17 protein-coding genes are annotated in these 17529 nt (G+C 44.0%); 7 read left to right on the top strand and 10 right to left on the bottom strand.

The genetic code is table 11. From position 1 onward, the window contains the following. Positions 1 to 4 precede the first annotated feature (4 nt). From EZ437_RS09210 to EZ437_RS09200, 3 genes are read right to left on the bottom strand one after another with little or no spacing between them, the layout of a single operon-like run. Positions 5 to 793, bottom strand: coding sequence for a hypothetical protein (locus tag EZ437_RS09210; protein ID WP_131595556.1), 789 nt, complete (start codon positions 791 to 793; stop codon positions 5 to 7). Continuing rightward, positions 790 to 1758 (bottom strand): glycosyltransferase, encoded by a 969-nt coding sequence (locus EZ437_RS09205; protein WP_131595554.1) that lies wholly within the window; start codon positions 1756 to 1758, stop codon positions 790 to 792. Before EZ437_RS09205 ends, EZ437_RS09210 begins: the two co-directional genes overlap by 4 nt. Positions 1759 to 1761: 3 nt before the next feature. After that, positions 1762 to 2718, bottom strand: coding sequence for a glycosyltransferase family 2 protein (locus EZ437_RS09200; RefSeq protein WP_131595552.1), 957 nt, complete (start codon positions 2716 to 2718; stop codon positions 1762 to 1764). 109 nt (positions 2719 to 2827) lie between these two features. On the opposite strand from EZ437_RS09200, the gene EZ437_RS09195 reads away from it, so the two are divergent. Continuing rightward, on the top strand, positions 2828 to 3601 hold the full coding sequence (locus EZ437_RS09195; protein WP_131595550.1) for a 3-keto-disaccharide hydrolase: 774 nt from the start codon (positions 2828 to 2830) through the stop codon (positions 3599 to 3601). Between the two features lie 240 nt (positions 3602 to 3841). Here EZ437_RS09195 and EZ437_RS09190 read toward each other — a convergent pair whose 3' ends face one another. From EZ437_RS09190 to EZ437_RS09170, 5 genes are all read right to left on the bottom strand, one after another. Then, on the bottom strand, positions 3842 to 4405 hold the full coding sequence (locus EZ437_RS09190) for a DUF4199 domain-containing protein (RefSeq protein ID WP_131595548.1): 564 nt from the start codon (positions 4403 to 4405) through the stop codon (positions 3842 to 3844). 11 nt (positions 4406 to 4416) lie between these two features. After that, the gene (locus EZ437_RS09185) at positions 4417 to 5094 is read right to left on the bottom strand and encodes a hypothetical protein (protein ID WP_131595546.1); all 678 of its coding nucleotides are present in this window, start codon (positions 5092 to 5094) and stop codon (positions 4417 to 4419) included. Next, the gene (locus EZ437_RS09180) at positions 5087 to 6349 is read right to left on the bottom strand and encodes a dihydroorotase (protein ID WP_131595544.1); all 1263 of its coding nucleotides are present in this window, start codon (positions 6347 to 6349) and stop codon (positions 5087 to 5089) included. The genes EZ437_RS09185 and EZ437_RS09180 overlap by 8 nt, the downstream gene beginning before the upstream one ends. Further along, positions 6346 to 8409 (bottom strand): BatA domain-containing protein, encoded by a 2064-nt coding sequence (locus EZ437_RS09175; protein WP_131595542.1) that lies wholly within the window; start codon positions 8407 to 8409, stop codon positions 6346 to 6348. Before EZ437_RS09175 ends, EZ437_RS09180 begins: the two co-directional genes overlap by 4 nt. A gap of 102 nt (positions 8410 to 8511) precedes the next feature. Continuing rightward, on the bottom strand, positions 8512 to 10224 hold the full coding sequence (locus tag EZ437_RS09170) for a L,D-transpeptidase family protein (RefSeq protein ID WP_225869539.1): 1713 nt from the start codon (positions 10222 to 10224) through the stop codon (positions 8512 to 8514). Positions 10225 to 10279: 55 nt separating this feature from the next. Here EZ437_RS09170 and EZ437_RS09165 point away from each other — a divergent pair, with 55 nt between their 5' ends. Further along, complete coding sequence (locus EZ437_RS09165; protein ID WP_131595540.1) at positions 10280 to 10885, top strand: murein L,D-transpeptidase catalytic domain-containing protein; 606 nt, start codon at positions 10280 to 10282, stop codon at positions 10883 to 10885. Between the two features lie 43 nt (positions 10886 to 10928). Here EZ437_RS09165 and EZ437_RS09160 read toward each other — a convergent pair whose 3' ends face one another. Together EZ437_RS09160 and EZ437_RS09155 are read right to left on the bottom strand one after the other, a co-directional pair. Then, positions 10929 to 11597 (bottom strand): class I SAM-dependent methyltransferase, encoded by a 669-nt coding sequence (locus tag EZ437_RS09160; protein ID WP_131595538.1) that lies wholly within the window; start codon positions 11595 to 11597, stop codon positions 10929 to 10931. A 9-nt stretch (positions 11598 to 11606) separates the two neighbouring features. After that, on the bottom strand, positions 11607 to 12191 hold the full coding sequence (locus EZ437_RS09155) for a DUF3267 domain-containing protein (RefSeq protein WP_131595536.1): 585 nt from the start codon (positions 12189 to 12191) through the stop codon (positions 11607 to 11609). Between the two features lie 292 nt (positions 12192 to 12483). Here EZ437_RS09155 and hisG point away from each other — a divergent pair, with 292 nt between their 5' ends. The 5 genes from hisG (at position 12484) to hisH (ending at position 17528) form a co-directional block, all read left to right on the top strand. Further along, entirely contained in the window at positions 12484 to 13335 is an 852-nt protein-coding gene (gene hisG / locus EZ437_RS09150; protein ID WP_131595534.1) for an ATP phosphoribosyltransferase, read from the top strand. Between the two features lie 67 nt (positions 13336 to 13402). Beyond that, the gene (hisD, locus tag EZ437_RS09145) at positions 13403 to 14692 is read left to right on the top strand and encodes a histidinol dehydrogenase (protein WP_205942674.1); all 1290 of its coding nucleotides are present in this window, start codon (positions 13403 to 13405) and stop codon (positions 14690 to 14692) included. A gap of 12 nt (positions 14693 to 14704) precedes the next feature. Then, entirely contained in the window at positions 14705 to 15781 is a 1077-nt protein-coding gene (gene hisC, locus EZ437_RS09140) for a histidinol-phosphate transaminase (protein WP_131595530.1), read from the top strand. Between the two features lie 20 nt (positions 15782 to 15801). Further along, positions 15802 to 16935: a bifunctional histidinol-phosphatase/imidazoleglycerol-phosphate dehydratase HisB gene (gene hisB / locus EZ437_RS09135; protein ID WP_131595528.1), complete on the top strand. Its 1134-nt coding sequence runs from the start codon at positions 15802 to 15804 to the stop codon at positions 16933 to 16935. Then, positions 16935 to 17528 (top strand): imidazole glycerol phosphate synthase subunit HisH, encoded by a 594-nt coding sequence (gene hisH, locus EZ437_RS09130; RefSeq protein WP_131595526.1) that lies wholly within the window; start codon positions 16935 to 16937, stop codon positions 17526 to 17528. Before hisB ends, hisH begins: the two co-directional genes overlap by 1 nt. Position 17529 lies beyond the last annotated feature (1 nt).

Genomic DNA, 17529 nt, shown 5'->3' with positions numbered 1-17529 from the left:
GCTACTAAACTATGTTGTGTATAATATCTGGCTCTTCTTCTCCTTTATATTCACCTATCATTTTACGGTAAGCAATGGTCAGCGCCACACTAGACAGTGGAACGATGATAAAGGAACTCAAAACATTCACAAAAAAAGCCACTACCGGCCAGTGGATAAAGCCGAAGAAAAGGCAGAGAATATAAAACCCACCCAGTACCAGCAACAGCAGAAAGATCTTTGTAAAATTACCTCTTGTGGTTGCCAGGCTGTATTTTATCGAAGCAAAAGGCCCCAGGTTCTTATCGATGATAAAGAAAGGAAAAAACGAAATGCGTATCCAGGTAATGAACACCGCTACCATACCTACAGGAATGGCGACATTGGATACCTTCTCTACAGCTATACCCGCCAGTACAAAGGGAAACCCGATCACCGTCACGAGGATATACACGCCCAAAATGCAGAGCATAAAGTACAGCGTAGCTACCAAAAAGCGGATAATCTGTCGTTTGGTCGGGATGGTGCTCACAATGCTTACATCATGATCTTCATCATCCAGCAAGTGAAAAATGTACCTGAACAAGGAAAGGTTAATCGTAAAATAGAACATCACAAAGATGAAAGCCATCAAAATGCTCAGACCCTTACTTACATCATTTAAAAAGAAGGCCATCAGGCCCGACGCATTTGAAGTAATGAACATCAGAAAACAAAGCGTTGCAATAGAGAAGTAGTTGCGCTTGGTTACCCCAACGGCTTTGCTGATCACCTCATTTACAGTAAAGGTACTATCCTTCAAAAATTCTATCATTGTCGTTTAAATACTACTCTTTTTAAAAAATCCTGCATGAAACCCAACCCGTAAGCGGTCAGTTGTATAAAGGAAGCAATAATGCTCAAAAATGCAACTTTTAATGACTTATTAACCTGCCATGCGTGAAAAAATATCAACATAAAGTATACCAATATAAAATAGTTGCATACATAGGCCAATGGGGCATAAAACAGGTTGGCAAGTATAGTAAATATTACACCACAGGTGAATACAGCCGGAAAGAAATGTATCAATTTTAACTCAGCAGGAAAATGTTTATAAATATTTATCCTTGCCCTCCCAAAAAAGTGCAACTGCTTATAAAACTGCATAAAACTTGTCCGCCTTTTATGAAAAACCCTCGCCGCCGGGATCAACCCTGTCTTAAATCCATGCTGCTGTATCCTGATGCTGTATTCTATATCTTCGCCCAGTCTGGTCAGTATAAAACCACCTGCCTTTTCCCATACTTCACGGGAAACACCCATATTAAAACTGCGGGGGTGAAACTGTCCGACGTGTTTTTTATTCCCCCTGATGCCCCCAGTCGTAAATGGCGAAGTCATCGCATAGCTGATGGCCTTTTGGATTGGGGTAAAACTCTCATGGGCGGCATCAGGTCCTCCATAGGCATCGAGCTTATGCTCAAATAAATAATCGCGTACTATTTCCAGATAGTCGGGCGGGATCAGACAGTCAGAATCAAAGATGATAAAGAAATCGCCATCCGCTCTTTCAAATCCATAGTTACGGGAAAATCCCTGACCGGAGTTGGGTTTAAAGTAGTACTTGATGTCCAGCCTGTTGGCATATTTATCTACTACTGATTTGGCGTCGTTTACCGAGCCGTCTTCTATTATTAGCACCTCAAACTGCAGGTAGCTTTGCTTCACCAAACTGGCCAGCAATTCATCTATTTCCTGCGGACGGTTATAAAGGGGTATTATGATCGAAAAGAACATTGGTTAACTAATCTCTTTTTCTACCAGATAATTATTGCGTTCAGGTGCGCTACGGGAAACAAGCTCTGCTACAAATCCCGTTAAAAACAACTGTGAACCCAAAATAATGGCTACCAGTGCTATGTAAAACAAAGGCTGGTCGGTTACATCTCTTTTTATAGGAATACCTACAGAAATATCATATAGTTTTTCTGCAATCAGCCATATGGCAATGAATGTTCCTATTACAAAGCTCAACACACCCATTGTACCAAAGAAGTGCATCGGGCGCTTGCCAAACTTCCCAACAAAGAATATGGACAGCAAATCTAAAAGCCCATTAATAAACCGGCTCATGCCAAATTTAGTTACCCCGTACTTGCGTGCACGGTGTTCCACTATCTGCTCTCCTATCTTGGTGAAACCGGCCCATTTGGCTATTACAGGAATGTATCTGTGCATTTCGCCATATACCTCTATATTCTTAACTACTTCCTTCCGGTAGGCCTTTAGTCCGCAGTTAAAATCGTGCAGGTTGTGTATGCCCGACATCCTGCGTGTGGCGGCATTGTATATTTTAGTAGGAATGGTTTTGCTCAAAGGATCGTAGCGTTTGGCTTTCCATCCAGATATAAGATCGAATTTTTCCTCTTTAATCCGCCTGTAAAGTTCCGGGATCTCATCCGGACTATCCTGCAGATCTGCATCCATGGTGATCACCACATCACCATGAGCAGCCTCAAAGGCAACATTTAAAGCGGCAGATTTACCATAATTTCGCCTGAACTTAATAGCCCGTAATGCCGGATATTGCTGTTTCAGGTCTTCTATTACTGCCCAGGAGGTATCTGTACTTCCGTCATCTATAAAAAGTAGTTCATAAGTAAACTTATGCTCCTGCATTACCTTAGCTATCCATTCCGTCAGTTCAGGTAAAGACTCCTCTTCATTATATAACGGGATTACTACAGAAATATCCATGTATGATTACAACGCTTAAAGAATGCAAACTTAGATAAATTTCTATATAATTGGTAAGAAGCATATTTTTTATCTAAGTTTGAATATACTATTAACCGAAATTATCACAATGAAATTAACTAAAACACTTTTTGTTACCTCTCTTATAGCAGGAGGAATTAATATGGCTGCACAAGCCCAAAAACCGGAAGATACCGAGTTTTACACTCCGGTACCCAAAGTAGTCGCAACTAAAGAGGTTACCGTTGCCCCACCTTCAGACGCTACCATCCTTTTTGACGGCAAAGACCTGAGCCAGTGGGTGAGTTCGGGCGACAGGTCTAAGCCTGCCCTATGGACTGTCAAGAATGGCGTTTTTACCGTCGACAAAAAAACCGGCAACATTGAAACCAAGCAGTCTTTCAACAACTATCAATTGCACATTGAATGGCAGGTACCTGCCAATATCACCGGCAAAGGTCAGGGCAGAGGAAACAGCGGTCTGTTCCTTGCTTCTATCGGCAAGGGCGACGCAGGTTATGAATTGCAGATCCTGGATTCTTACCAGAATGATACCTACACCAACGGACAGTCTGCCAGTATCTACAAACAGACTGCGCCACTTGCAAATCCTACCCGCAAACCGGGAGAATGGCAATCTTACGATGTCATCTGGACTGCACCGACTTTTAATGACGACAAAATGCTAAAAACCCCTGCCCGTGTTACCGTATTATTCAACGGCGTATTGGTTCAGAACAACTTTGAATTAAAAGGCCCAACCCAATACATCGGCCAAGCAGCGTACAGAGATGCCCACGGCCCATCGCCTATCAAGCTTCAATCGCACGGCGATCCAAGCGAGCCATTAAGCTTCCGCAACATCTGGATCAGGGAACTTTAAAAACCTGACGGCATAAAAAAGGGCAGAATGCAACGACATTCTGCCCTTTTTTTATTCTGTCTCCTTCTGCATTCTCTGCTCCCTGCTTTCGCTACTCCCTGCAATCTCTCCTCCCTACATTCTCTCCTCCCTGCAATCTGCTCCCTGCTACTAAAAAATTACCTTCTCTTAGAAGGCATTGTCAGGTTTGTGACCGCAGGGAACTTAGCTGGCGCAGCCTTCGAAGAGAACGGTCATTTTTCACTCTTCGGTTTTAATAAAGATCGGCTCTGGCTTTTTCATAATCGCAGCCAGTATTAGTGCAAGCACCCCGTAAATAGCCAGCGATACACCAATGCCAGTTACCAGGTTTTTCCCGGTGATTTCCAATTTAGATTGGCCAGATCCCGATTTGGCAAGTGCCTCTTCCAATTGATCTTCGTCAGTAATGAATTTCGCCATCATTGTTCTGGTGTTTTCATCTATTGCAGCACCTGCACGTGCAGGCAGGTCAGGATCTATCACCTTCATAAGCATAACATTATAAACGGTTGAGATGGCTGTGATGATTAGGCCCATAATCAGAAATGATTTGAAAGCCTCACCAAATGTCCAGAAACCACCTACTTCTTTCCGTATGCTTTGACCGGCATAGACAAGCAGAGCCAGAAATACAACAATCAATATTAAACCCACCCACCAATTGGTAAATGCCATTAGTGGGTCTATAAAGTACATCACCAATGAGAGTACAACACTAATCGCTCCAATGATTAATCCATTTTTTAGCGATAAGCTGTTAATTAGTCTTTGTTTTTCTTCCATAATAGTTTGTTTTAGTTTAATTTATTATTAAAATTAGCAATTAACGTGTAAACTGCAATATCAAACTCTTTATTTGCACTAAATTCATCCAGTTCCTTAACAATCTGCACAGTCGCAGCAGGCTCATGAAAGAACACCATAAACGGCACAAACAGCTCTTCCATTTCCTCACTTAGGTCGATCATACCCGCGTGACTGCAGATATCTTCCACACTGCTCTCTACCAGTTGCTGGTTACTGATCAGGTCTTCATAAATATGGAACTCATCCTGAAACTCATCCTCCTCTACCAGCAAAAACTCTTTTAAGAAGTCGCCCAGTTCAGGCTTGATGTCTTCATCATGGCACTCATTGATGTAGAGCAACAAATTAAGCAATTCGGTACCACGGTCTATTGTATCTTCTTCTATGTCAGACCATTCTTCAGAATCCAAATAATCCTCTTCCAGCTTCTGCACATCATTCGCAAAGAAATTGATCATCAGCAGGTCAAAGAATACTTCTCTAAGCTCTTCAAAAGCGGGACGCTCATCAAACACCTCATCAAATTCAGCTACTTTCTCTAAAAAACCCAGGTCTTTGCTAAATACCTCTACTAAATCCTCTTCCAGTTTTACTGAATCATTTCCAGAAACCTCAGCAAACTTATCTAACGACGCGATCAGCGCAACTTTAACATGATTATCCATATGCTTGTAATTGTTTGTTGTTATATACCAACCGTACCTTGCCGGTCAGGGTTTTATTTAATAATGGAGTATTAGCAGATTTTGAATAGTTGCTGGCCCTGTTGTACTCCCATTTTTCTGAAGGATCATACACCGTAAAGTTGGCCACCGCCCCTTCTTCAATCACCGGAACTTCAAGTCCAAGCAGCTTGCGTGGGTTTATGGCCAGTTTCTCTGCAATCTGCTGGGCATCCAGTCCTGCCTGCAGCAGCAATGGCAGCACAGTCTGCAGTGCGATGATCCCATAAGCAGCAATCTCAAACTCTACGTCCTTAAATTCTATTTCATGCGGACGGTGCTGAGATACTACCGCATCAATCGTCCCGTCTTTCAGTCCGCCCATCAAAGCCTTGATATCCGACGACGCGCGCAAAGGCGGCTTTACTTTATAATTGCTATCAAAATCATTCAGCAGCTCTTCGGTAAATACCAGGTGATGTGCCGCCACATCGCAACTGATCTTCACCCCATCTTTCTTTGCTTTTTTAATCAGCGCTACCGATCCGCTGGTAGATATGGTACTGATGTGTACTGGAGCATCATGGTAAGTGGCCAAAAATATATCCCTGCTGATGTGCATCTCTTCTGCCAGTGCCGGCAATCCTTTCATGCCCAACAGCACACTTGTGCCGCTTTCATTGATCTGCGATTTACCGGCGATAGACTTGCTTTCAGGATATACCATCAGCAAGCCATCAAAACCTTTTACATACTGCAGCGCCCGGCTCATAAAGCCATCATCAGCAATCACCTTATCCCCATCTGAAAATGCCGCTGCACCTGCCAGTCGCATATCATATAGCTCGGCCAACTCCTTCCCTTCCAGATCCCTGCTCACCGCACCCACCGGAAGTACATCTACCAGCCCGCCTTTAGCCCTGTTCAGTATATACTCCACCTCACCTTTGGAATGAACCACTGGCCTGGTATTCGGCAAAACAGCCAATCCGGTAAATCCACCTGCCTTAGCAGCATCCGTAGCCGTCTTGATATCTTCTCTTGTCTCATAACCCGGATCACCAATGGAACAGTTCAGATCAAAGAAGCCCGGAGATAAAACCAGGCCCGCACCATCCACAACCTCGCCTTTATCACTTTCAGACAGGCCATTTCCTATGGCAGTTATCTTTCCCTGTTCTACACGCACATCACATTTCTTTGAATTGAAGGGACTGTTTGGGTCGGCAATGGTTATGCCTTTGATAAGAAGATTCATGCTTTTTGTTTGCTTTTTGTATGATTAAAAAATCTGATCAATAGTATTTCAGCGAGTAAAAAAACAACAGTTAAAATTATACAAAGTTTCCACAATTCTATACTGTTATTTTTTATCGCGATGTTTAATGACAGGGCGTCTTTCTTAGCGCTGTAAACCGCAACCTGCTGCCCGCCAAATAAATCCTTTAGTTCTTTTTCTGTGGTGTAGTGCATGTCCGACTCCATCCTGTGGTCGTTAAACGCTACCTGCGCCAGTAGAGAGTCTCCGCGTTTCAGTGCATAAAACCCGGCCTTTTTCACCTGGTCGGCTACATAGAGCAAAGTCTTGCCTGGAGTTTGCCGCAGTTCCGGAATGATCTCCGCATCTGCCGACACCAGTTTCAGCGACTGGTTGGCCAACAGGCTGATCTTTTCTGCTTCCAACATGTTGTCTGCACCCAGTGTATAATACAGCGGCTGTTCTTTGGCACTCGCAAAAGCGATCTTGTACATCAACGGCACGAACACCATATGCCTCGGCAGGTTGCTGTCTTTAATGTCCAGCGAGGTCGCACTTAAATATACCTTACCCTGTCCGATGTCAAAGCCTGCAAAAAGAAACCTGTTCAGCGGCAAGGTGATAATAGGCGTCATCGAACTCGAGTTTCGGCCGACATAACCAAAATAACTGTTCACCACCGGCAGGTCCATGTTTTTAGGCACCTGATCAAACACATCTTTAAACAGCGGGTTTTTCAGGTCGATGTTACTCGATACCGGTACCCCAAAGTTCAATTGTTGTACAGCAGGCAATGATAAGGCCGTCAAAAAGGAAGAATATACTTGCGGAGCAATGCTCAGGTCAGGAAACAAAACCACCGAGCCCCCGTTTTGCACATAGGCTTTTAGTTGCTGGGCCAGTCCGCTGGATGGTTGCTTCAAATCACTCAATACGATCAGGCTATAATCAGCCAATGCCGTATAGTTGATGTTCGACTCAGACATTTCTGTCAGCCTGAAATATTTATCTGAAGCATACAATGCTTTTATAAACCTATCTGAGCTGCTGCCCGCAATGTTCAGCACCCTGAGCTCATTGCTTACCTTAAAAGTAAAATTCAGTTCATCATCAAATGTGAGCGGAAAATCTTTGATCGTCACCACTCCCTTCTTCCATCCGCTTGCAGCACCCGATGGCAACTGCAAACCACTAAAAGACAAGGTGTCGTTTACCGCCTTACCGGCCTTTACACTAATATTGCTAATGGCCTTTTGCTGATCGTTGATGCGCAGCTTCAGCGGTATTCCGGTGGCATCTTCCCCGCCATAATTCCTCAACCTTACGACAAGCTTTTCATCTCCTCCGGGACGGTGGATCGGCGATAAGCTCCATATGCTGTCTACCGAGATATTTGGCAGCGTATTGGCATTCAGCTTAATGAAGGTATACCTGACGTCAGGCTGTGTCTTGATATTTGCACTGCCTGTAAATCCTTTTTGAAAGTCGGAGATCAGATAGCTGATCTGGTTCTTATTGCCCGCAGTGCCAGACTGTTGCCTGTTGATCACCTGCTGCAAGGTTCTGCTCACCGGCGATATCTTAATCTCGTCCAGCAATTGTATAAATTCTTCTTTGTTCAGCAATCGCTGGTGCCTGCCTTCAAAGTCATTGGTGACCAGCCTGAACTGATCATTCAATCCATAACCCTGCACCAGCTCTTTGGCCTTACGCCTGGCCTCGTCCAGCAAACTACCCTCTTTGTTTACCGTTTCCATGCTGTAGGAGTTGTCGATATACACACTCACCACATTTGTAGCAGAAGGATTGGCTGCAGTTTCGGAAGGAATAAACGGACGTGCAAAAGCGAGCACCAAAAACGTTACGGCCAGTATACGGCAGGCAAGGATCAATAAATTCTTAAGCTTTTCTCTGGATGAATTTTGCTCTTTTGCTTCTTTCAGAAACTGGACATTACTGAAGTAAATCTTCTTAAATCTCCGGAAATTGAATAAATGGATTACAATAGGAATGGCTATTGCCAGCAGCGCAAAAAGAAAACCTGGATATAGGAAATTCATTAAAAAACAAAGTTAGCACTTTTATCATAATATCTCATATCGGCAGGATGATTTCTCATATTGGCAGGATCACTTCTCATATCAGTTTTGACTTCATAGTTCCTACATAAATTTCCTTATCACAGCCCACACAGCCTCGTCGTGTCCGTACACATCAGGCCGGTACTGTATTTTTCCATGATCAGCCCAGGCTGTAATGTAGTTAAGGATCAGCGGCACCGGCTGCTTCACCCCAAACCACGAAGGCTTAAGTTTAAATAAATTAACTGTATCCGCTTTTTTAGCCAGCTTTCTTTTATAAAACTCCATCCGGGTAGTATCGAGAGGTGGCAGGTTTACCTCCATCCTCAACTGATCGTACTGGTATTTATCTTTCACCAGCTTCTCAGCAAACTCCAATGGCCGCTCTACCCGCACACAACCATGACTGATGGCCCGGTCTGCCAGCTTAAACGCAGTTTTATTATTCGTATCGTGCAGATAGATAGTTGAGCTGGCATCGTAAACGAACTTAAACTTACCCAGCGCATTTCCACTCCCCGAGCCTTGTTTAAATTTAAACGGAAGCTTTTCCCGCTTATACTTACGCCATTGTATTGTATCAGGATCCCTTATCAACCTGTCTTTATAATACACCTGAATATTATTATTTGATAAATAATACCTGTCTTTGAGCGCCAGATAGTAGATCTCGCTCCTCGCAATACTCACAGGGATGTTCCAGATCGGATTGACCTGTATCGAATTGAGCTTACCAAACAACATAGGTGTCTGGTGGTTTTTAGGCTTATCTTCCAGTTTTCCAGTCTGCAGATACAACTTTACCTTCTCTTCAAATCCTTCCTCACGCTTGCCGCCCACACATACTTTCATGTACGACACGGTGTCTTTACCATCAAACCAGGTCAGCGTAAAATCAGGAATATTTACCTGTATGTATTCAGCGCCCTTTTCCGGCAATTTCCACCTCAACCGCTCCATACTTACCAGAATGGTCTTCAACCTATTCCCTGCCCCGGCTAACTTATTATCACCCGCAGGTAAAGTACTGTCGCCTTCGATGGCAACCAACCAGCTTGCACTATTGCTTGCACCCGCAGTTCCGGTTTTTTGTGCCTTTGCTATCCCAGCCCTTTTCATCCGCTCTCCGCGCGAAATGGTATCAAGATAACTTTTCAGCTCCTTCTGAAACATTTTATAATCCGCAGAAGCCGGCTGGATGTCCCTCAGCAACTGAACCATGTTCTCCGTAGCCAATACTTTAATGATCGACAAACTATCCGGCCGCTTCACCGGTATATTGTATTTACTTAATATTTTGCGCGGATTTACAACACCATAGTAAACGAAGTTGTGGTACTTCACCAGTGCCTCCGCAGTGTTCAATTCCAGATCTGCTATCACAGGATACACTTCCTCTATGTTTTTAAACTTACCGGAATCCAGCAGAGCCAACACTTTGCTTAACTGCTCATATCTAAAGTTATCTTTACTAAATCCATGAAGCTCAGCCTTCTCAATGTATGCTTTCAGCGTATCCAATCCTCCATTATCAAAGTATTTGATCACCAGCATTGGCTCAAAGTCTTTAGAATAATAGTAAGCCTTCAAAGTTTTCGGATTTAACAACTGCTTGCCAATAGAATCCAGGTGCCTCCTGACTACCACATTATACGCTGCCGTATCAAATTTCTTGTATAGCTTATTGTTAAAATGCTTTGACAGCATCAGTCCCACAGGCGGAGGTTCCTGAAACCACTTGCAGGAGGAAAGCACAGCCACGAACAGGCCAATAAGCAACAGCGTTTTTTTCAAACCAATAAGTTTGTTGCAAAGGTAACCCTTATTTTAGAATTCGCTATATTAGAACATGGCATTTCTAAATTATCAACTCTTACTTCCCATCGTATTCTATTTCCTTGTTCCGGGACTTGAACGAGCAATGTCTACTTCCCACTCAGTCGTTCGTTCTATTGAAAGCAGAGCTGATGAAGCACTCGCCTATAGCAAAGCGCATAAAATGAACACCTCTTATTGCATCCTGATAGATATGGGGATACCCTCGGGCAAAAACCGCCTGTTTGTCTACGATTTTAAAAAGAAAAAGACGATTATTAAAGGACTATGCGCACATGGCAGCGGAGGTGGCAGCACTGCTTTTAAGGTCTTTTTCAGTAATAAAGTAAAAAGCAACTGTACCTCATTGGGTAAATACAAAATAGGTAAAAGGGCCTACAGCAACTGGGGTATCCACGCCCATTATAAAATGCACGGACTGGACAGCACCAACAGCAATGCCTATAAAAGAATCATTGTGTTGCATTCTTATTCGCCCGTACCCGAACACGAAATCCATCCTTATGGATTGCATGGCGTAAGCATGGGCTGCCCTGTCATAGCAGACATCAACATGCTGGAAATAGATGCACTGATCAAAAGCGGAGAAAAAGATATGCTGCTCTGGATTTACGATTAGTTGCAAGGCACAATCCTATTAAGCTAAAAACCAATACTGTGAATCACTTCTTTCCGGCAGTGATCACTATAAAATCCCGGCTTATGGTTTCTCCGGCATTGCTTCTTACTTCTTCATCATACTTGCCCACATTGACTATATCAAAACCCGCACTGGTCAATACGGCTTGCGCGTCTTCCAGTGAATATAATTTAAACACATACCCGGTAAAAGGCAGCTTTACCATAAATTCTTTAGGTGCAAAGCAGAGACAAAACATACCTCCGGGTTTTAGCACTTTGAGTATTTCACTGGCATAGCCAACCGGATCATTCCAGAAATACAGTGTATTGACGGTAAATATCTTATCAAATGTATTGTTTTCAAAATCCAGTGTCTTCCCATCCGACAGGAAGAAGCCGGCCTGTCCATTTTTAACCAGCGCGGTATTGTTTTTCATCGCTTCGCTGATCATCAGGTCAGATATATCAGCGCCTGTGTAGCTCAGCCCCGCTGCTTTCACAAACAGCTTATCCAAATGAGTGGCACTGCCTGGACCAATCTCCAGTACTGCATCAGCATTTTGCAGCGTTAACGCATCTATGGTCACGGAGATCATATTGTCATTGTGCAGTGCCATGTTTTCAGCAGTCTTCAAGCCCCCCTCCCCTGTCGGGCAGCTCAACTGATTGGCTATTCCTTTTAATTGTTCTTCGCTTAATGTTTCAGACATGATGGTAAATTATTTGATCGGTTTATAAACCACACAGCCAATTTTGGAAGGATGGTCCTGTATGAGGGCATTAAAATTCTGGCTCCAGATAAGCTTTATCAACATGAAATCTCCCCCTGCGGCCATGGAAAAGAAAAGCCCAAAGGTCAGCCACCCAAGGCTTCCTGAAATGAGTGCATAAACTAACGGAACAACACCCAGTACAATTCCAGGCATGATTGCGCCGATCAGGTAATGCTTCATCAGCAAGGGCTCATTACAATGGCAATACGGGGTGAGCGACTTCCACAGCACCCCAAACCTGATCGACCGGAAGCCTGATTTGGCGAAAAGAGACCAGGTGGCCCCATGAATTAATTCATGAACTATAATCCCGCCAAAATAGGCCAGCAACAACAGGCCTAAGCGCCAAAAACCGTTTGAAAAAGTAGCGCTGAGCGATTCTTCAGTCAGCTTTCCTGACCATAGTAAAAAATAAGGTATGCCAAAAAGCACAGCAAAAGGGATAAAAAACAGTAATGCCTGTACCTGTACCTTTACGGCATCTATGGTGAGTTCTTCCTGCCGGTAACCTGCTATATCTTTAATTTCCATATTCAGATACTAAGATAGAAAATTCCAGATGAAATGAGGGGACGTCAAGATTTTCCAGGTAGATCACAATTTAACCTTAATTATTTGGATTTGCGGTTTCAATCTATATATTTGCATCTCCTTAAGATGCTTGTCATTATAGATCAGGATTTAAATAAAGATATGAATAACGTTTTGAACCATCACTTACATTTGCACCATCGCCTGTTGGCGATGTATATGTAATGTTTTGTACTTCAAAACTTGTTTCCGACCTTATTTTCCTGTTTATTAATAATTCTAAAAGCACAAATTGAAAACACTTAAAATTGCTATCCAGAAATCGGGTAGATTGAACGAAAAATCAGTAGAGATCCTTAAAAATTGTGGTTTATCTTTTGAAAACTATAAAAGCTCCTTAATTTCTACCGTTACTAATTTCCCTTTGGAGATCCTCTTTTTGAGAGACGATGATATCCCTGAATATGTACAGGATGGTATTGCCGACCTGGGTATTGTGGGTGAAAATGTGATCGTCGAATCCGGCTCACAGGTTACTTATCTGCAAAAGCTTGGCTTTGGCAAGTGTACCTTGAAAATCGCGATTCCTAATGAGAGTACTGTTACTGATATTTCGCAACTGGCGGGTAAAGCGATCGCTACCTCCTATCCGGTGATCCTGGAAAAATACCTGAAAGACAATAATGTTGATGCAGAGGTGAGAACGATATCTGGCTCGGTAGAGATTGGGCCCGGACTGGGACTGAGTGATGCGATCTGCGACATCGTGTCGACCGGTGGTACACTGAAAAGCAATGGGCTAAAACCATTTGCCGAGGTGATGAAATCGGAAGCGATACTGATCGGTAAGGCGGGTTCGGATCTGCTGCCTGAAGTTCAGGAATTGTTGCAAAGGGTCCGTTCGGTACTGCGCGCAAAAGAGACAAAATATGTGGTATTGAATGTTGCGAAAACCAACCTTCAGAAAATAGTAGACTTGCTGCCAGGTGTGAAAAGTCCGACGGTAGTTCCCTTGTTTGATGAGGAGTGGGTAGCTGTGCATTCGGTAATTGCGGAGTATGATTTTTGGGAAAAGATCAATAGCCTGAAAGCTGCCGGTGCGGAAGGTATAGTGGTGATGCCGATTGAAAAAATCATCGCGTAATAGCAGATTGGGGTAAAATCTCGCATATTCTATCATTAACCAATAGTTAATACTAAAACATAAGATATTGAAACTCTACAGTTATACAGATTTATCTGAACAACAGATTGAAGATCTTTGCTTACGTCAGCTGGAAGACGACAACACCATACAAGAACGGGTAAAGGAAATCATTGACCGAGTAAAATCGGCAGGTGACACCGCACTCTACGACTATGCGCTAGCGTTTGACAAGGTACAGTTAGCGCAGTTGTACATAGGGAAAGAGGAGATCTTGGAGATCGCAGCTACTATACCTGAGGATGCCAGCAAGGCGATTGATACTGCATACGACAACATCTATAAGTTTCATGCTTCGCAGGTCAGTAAGGAAGGTAAAGTGGAGACCATGCAGGGTGTAACCTGCTGGCGTGAGAGCAGGGCAATAGAACGGGTGGGGCTATATATCCCCGGTGGATCTGCTGTACTGCCAAGTACTTTTCTGATGCTCGGTATTCCAGCTATGCTGGCAGGCTGTAAAGAGATTGTGGTGTGCTCACCTCCTCAAAAAGATGGCAAGACCAATTGTTATGTAGCTTATGTGGCACTGAAACTGGGCATCGAAAAGGTATACCTGATAGGTGGTGCGCAGGCGGTAGCAGCCATGGCATTCGGAACGAAAACTGTGCCTAAAGTTTACAAGATCTTCGGACCTGGAAACAGGTATGTGACACAGGCTAAGCAGATGGTGCAGTCACTGGCGGGAACTTCGATAGACATGCCGGCCGGGCCATCAGAGGTTTTGGTGCTTGCTGATGATACTGCCAATCCGTCATACGTAGCTTCAGACCTGTTGGCGCAAGCCGAACATGGCGCTGATTCTCAGGCTATTCTGGTAGCTACATCAAGGGAGATTATCACAGAAACACTTAAAGCGCTTGACGTACAGTTGGCGGAACTTCCAAGGAAAGAGGTAACAGCCAGAGCGATAGATAATTCGTATGCAGTGCTGGTTTCTGATCTCGCACAGGGAATGGCGTTTAGTAACGCTTATGCTCCTGAACATTTGATCCTGGCGACGGAGCGTTTTGAAGAGTTGATTCCTTTGATCAGCAATGCAGGTTCGGTCTTTTTAGGCAACCTGACTCCGGAAAGTGCAGGTGATTATGCATCGGGCACGAACCACACCTTGCCAACCAGTGGCTTTGCGAAAGCGTATTCAGGGGTATCATTGGATTCATTTGTGAAGAAGATCACTTTTCAGCATATCAGCCCGCAGGGCTTGCAGAATATCGGCAATACAGTAGAAATACTAGCCGAGGCTGAGGGGCTTAGGGCACACAGGAACGCGATAAGTATCAGATTGAAAACACAATAAATAATCCTTACAATGGATATTAACGATTTACAAAGAGAAAACATCAAAAACCTGAAGCCGTATTCTACGGCCAGGGATGAATATAAAGGGCAGGCCAGTGTATTTCTGGATGCCAATGAGAATGCGTTTGGTTCGCCGTTCCTCAATGAAGTCGACGATGCCGGCGACAGAGGAATACAGAAAAACTACAACCGCTACCCTGACCCGCTGCAACTAGACCTTAAAGACGCGATCAGCAAGATCAAAGGGGTACCTATAGAGAATACTTTTTTGGGAAATGGCAGCGATGAGGCAATAGACCTATTGTACAGGGCATTTTGTGAGCCGGGCCAGGACAACGTAATCATACTCCCTCCTACGTATGGGATGTATGAAGTATCGGCCAATATCAACAATGTGGAGATCCGTAAAGTTGATTTGCTTCCCGACTTCCAACTGGACCTGGAAGGGATAGCAGAAGCCATCGATGAGCGTACCAAGCTAATCTTTATCTGTTCGCCAAACAACCCGACCGGCAATTCCATCATCCGCACGGATATGGAGACCATACTGGCCAATTTTAAGGGTTTAGTAGTGATAGACGAGGCCTATATCAACTATGCTAAACAACGCACTTTTATACAGGAACTGACCGAATATCCTAATCTGGTAGTGATGCAGACGTTTTCTAAAGCATGGGGACTGGCGGCATTGCGCCTGGGTATGGCATTTGCTGCGAGACCGGTAATCGATATCCTGAACAAAGTAAAGCCGCCTTACAACATCAACCAGGCTACACAGGATATCGCTTTGAAGGCTTTGGAAAACATCGGACAAGTCAATGAGTGGATCAAAATCACTGTGGCGGAAAGGGAAAATTTGTCTGAGCAGCTCCTGGCATTGCCGATGGTGAAAAAAGTATATCCTTCTGATGCCAATTTTATACTTGTGCAGGTAGCAGATGCTTTGGGTACCTATAATTCATTGGTAGACCTTGGTATTATCATCAGGGACCGCTCTAAAGTGGCGCTGTGTGAAGGTTGTCTGCGTATTACAATAGGAACCACAGAAGAGAACATTAAGCTACTGGAAGCGCTTAAATCTTTTTAACTTTGGATATTATTTAGATCATGAAGAAAGTATTATTTATAGACAGGGACGGTACGCTGATAAAAGAAACTGAGGATGAGCAGATAGATTCATTTGCTAAACTGGTGTTTTACCCGAGGGCCTTGTATTATTTATCGCGCATAGCTGCCGAACTGGATTACACACTGGTGATGGTGACCAATCAGGACGGATTGGGAACGGACTCACATCCTGAAGCAAACTTCTGGCCGGTGCACAATTTCATTATGGATACATTGAAAGGCGAAGGCGTGGTGTTTAGTGAGGTGATCATTGACAAGACCTTTGCGCACGAGAACGCGCTAACACGCAAGCCAAATACAGGTTTGCTACAGCATTTTCTGAATGAGGGCTATGATCTTTCGAACTCTTTTGTGATAGGCGACCGGCTGAATGATGTGGTGCTGGCAAAGAACCTGGGTGCTAAAGCCATTTATCTGCGCAATAATGATGGCTTAGGCTCCGCGGAGAATCTGGGCAAAGCCGAGGAACTGAGTGAGTACATTGCCCTGCAGACTTCTGATTGGGTGGACATCTATACTTTTTTAAGGGCTGGAAGCCGCACCATACACCACGAGCGCAATACCAATGAGACCAAGATCAGCATTGATATAGATCTGGACGGGACTGGTAAAGCGGAGATCCATACAGGCTTGAACTTCTTTGACCATATGCTGGACCAGATAGCCCGTCACGGTAGCGTAGACCTCCGGATTAAGACGGACGGCGACCTGCATATAGACGAGCATCATACGATCGAAGATACGGGAATCGCTTTAGGCGAGGCGTTTGCTAAGGCCATAGGCAATAAACTGGGACTGGAAAGATATGGGTTTTGTCTGCCAATGGACGACTGCTTAGCTCAGGCAGCGATTGATTTCGGTGGCCGCGCATGGATTGTTTGGGATGCGGAGTTTAAGCGCGAAAAGGTAGGTGATGTGCCTACAGAGATGTTTTACCACTTCTTTAAATCGTTTAGTGATGCAGCGCGCTGTAATTTGAATATTAAAGCCGAAGGCGATAATGAACACCATAAAATAGAAGCGATCTTTAAAGCTTTTGCAAAGGCGATTAAGATGGCTATAAAGCGGGATGCAGAAAAGCTGGTCCTGCCGAGTACTAAAGGAGTCTTGTAATGATTGGAATTGTAAACTACGGAGCGGGCAATATCTTTTCGCTGACCTCGGCACTGGACAGGCTAGACCTGCCCTATGGCATGATCAATGAAGAAGCTGATCTGGATAAATATACGCACATCATCATCCCCGGGGTCGGGCATGCGGGTACTGCAATGAAGAAACTGGACCAGACCGGACTGGTAGCCCCTATCAAAGCATTGAAGAAACCTGTACTGGGTATTTGTGTAGGCATGCAGCTCCTCACGCAGCATTCTGAAGAGGGTGATGCCGATATGATGAGCATTGTACCTGTCAAAACAAGGTTATTCAATAAGGATCAGGGGATTAAGATTCCCCATATGGGATGGAACAATATCACGCACAAAAACAATCCGCTGTTTGAAGGTGTTAAAAATCTAACACAATTTTACTTCGTTCATTCGTACTTTATTGAATATAACCCTACTTTTGACATCGCAACAGCGGAGTATGGCATGCCTTTCTCCGCTGCGGTGCAAAAAGATAACTTTTATGGCGTCCAGTTTCATCCTGAAAAGTCAGGTGCTGCTGGTGAACGTTTATTAAAGAATTTTTCAAACTTAAAACATTAAA

Source organism: Pedobacter psychroterrae (genome assembly GCF_004331695.1).
In the GTDB taxonomy this organism is placed as follows: domain Bacteria; phylum Bacteroidota; class Bacteroidia; order Sphingobacteriales; family Sphingobacteriaceae; genus Pedobacter; species Pedobacter psychroterrae.
This window is presented reverse-complemented; position numbering and strand designations above follow the sequence as displayed.

Excerpts from the sequence above, each read along its gene's own strand:
- EZ437_RS09205 (WP_131595554.1), bottom strand. The coding sequence starts at position 1,758 with ATGTTCTTTTCGATCATAATACCCCTTTATAACCGTCCGCAGGAAATA.
- hisB (WP_131595528.1), top strand. The coding sequence starts at position 15,802 with ATGAAGAAAGTATTATTTATAGACAGGGACGGTACGCTGATAAAAGAA.
- EZ437_RS09160 (WP_131595538.1), bottom strand. The coding sequence starts at position 11,597 with ATGTCTGAAACATTAAGCGAAGAACAATTAAAAGGAATAGCCAATCAG.
- EZ437_RS09210 (WP_131595556.1), bottom strand. The coding sequence starts at position 793 with ATGATAGAATTTTTGAAGGATAGTACCTTTACTGTAAATGAGGTGATC.
- EZ437_RS09180 (WP_131595544.1), bottom strand. The coding sequence starts at position 6,349 with ATGAATCTTCTTATCAAAGGCATAACCATTGCCGACCCAAACAGTCCC.
- EZ437_RS09200 (WP_131595552.1), bottom strand. The coding sequence starts at position 2,718 with ATGGATATTTCTGTAGTAATCCCGTTATATAATGAAGAGGAGTCTTTA.
- EZ437_RS09175 (WP_131595542.1), bottom strand. The coding sequence starts at position 8,409 with ATGAATTTCCTATATCCAGGTTTTCTTTTTGCGCTGCTGGCAATAGCC.
- hisC (WP_131595530.1), top strand. The coding sequence starts at position 14,705 with ATGGATATTAACGATTTACAAAGAGAAAACATCAAAAACCTGAAGCCG.
- EZ437_RS09190 (WP_131595548.1), bottom strand. The coding sequence starts at position 4,405 with ATGGAAGAAAAACAAAGACTAATTAACAGCTTATCGCTAAAAAATGGA.
- EZ437_RS09165 (WP_131595540.1), top strand. The coding sequence starts at position 10,280 with ATGGCATTTCTAAATTATCAACTCTTACTTCCCATCGTATTCTATTTC.
- EZ437_RS09155 (WP_131595536.1), bottom strand. The coding sequence starts at position 12,191 with ATGGAAATTAAAGATATAGCAGGTTACCGGCAGGAAGAACTCACCATA.
- EZ437_RS09185 (WP_131595546.1), bottom strand. The coding sequence starts at position 5,094 with ATGGATAATCATGTTAAAGTTGCGCTGATCGCGTCGTTAGATAAGTTT.
- hisH (WP_131595526.1), top strand. The coding sequence starts at position 16,935 with ATGATTGGAATTGTAAACTACGGAGCGGGCAATATCTTTTCGCTGACC.
- EZ437_RS09195 (WP_131595550.1), top strand. The coding sequence starts at position 2,828 with ATGAAATTAACTAAAACACTTTTTGTTACCTCTCTTATAGCAGGAGGA.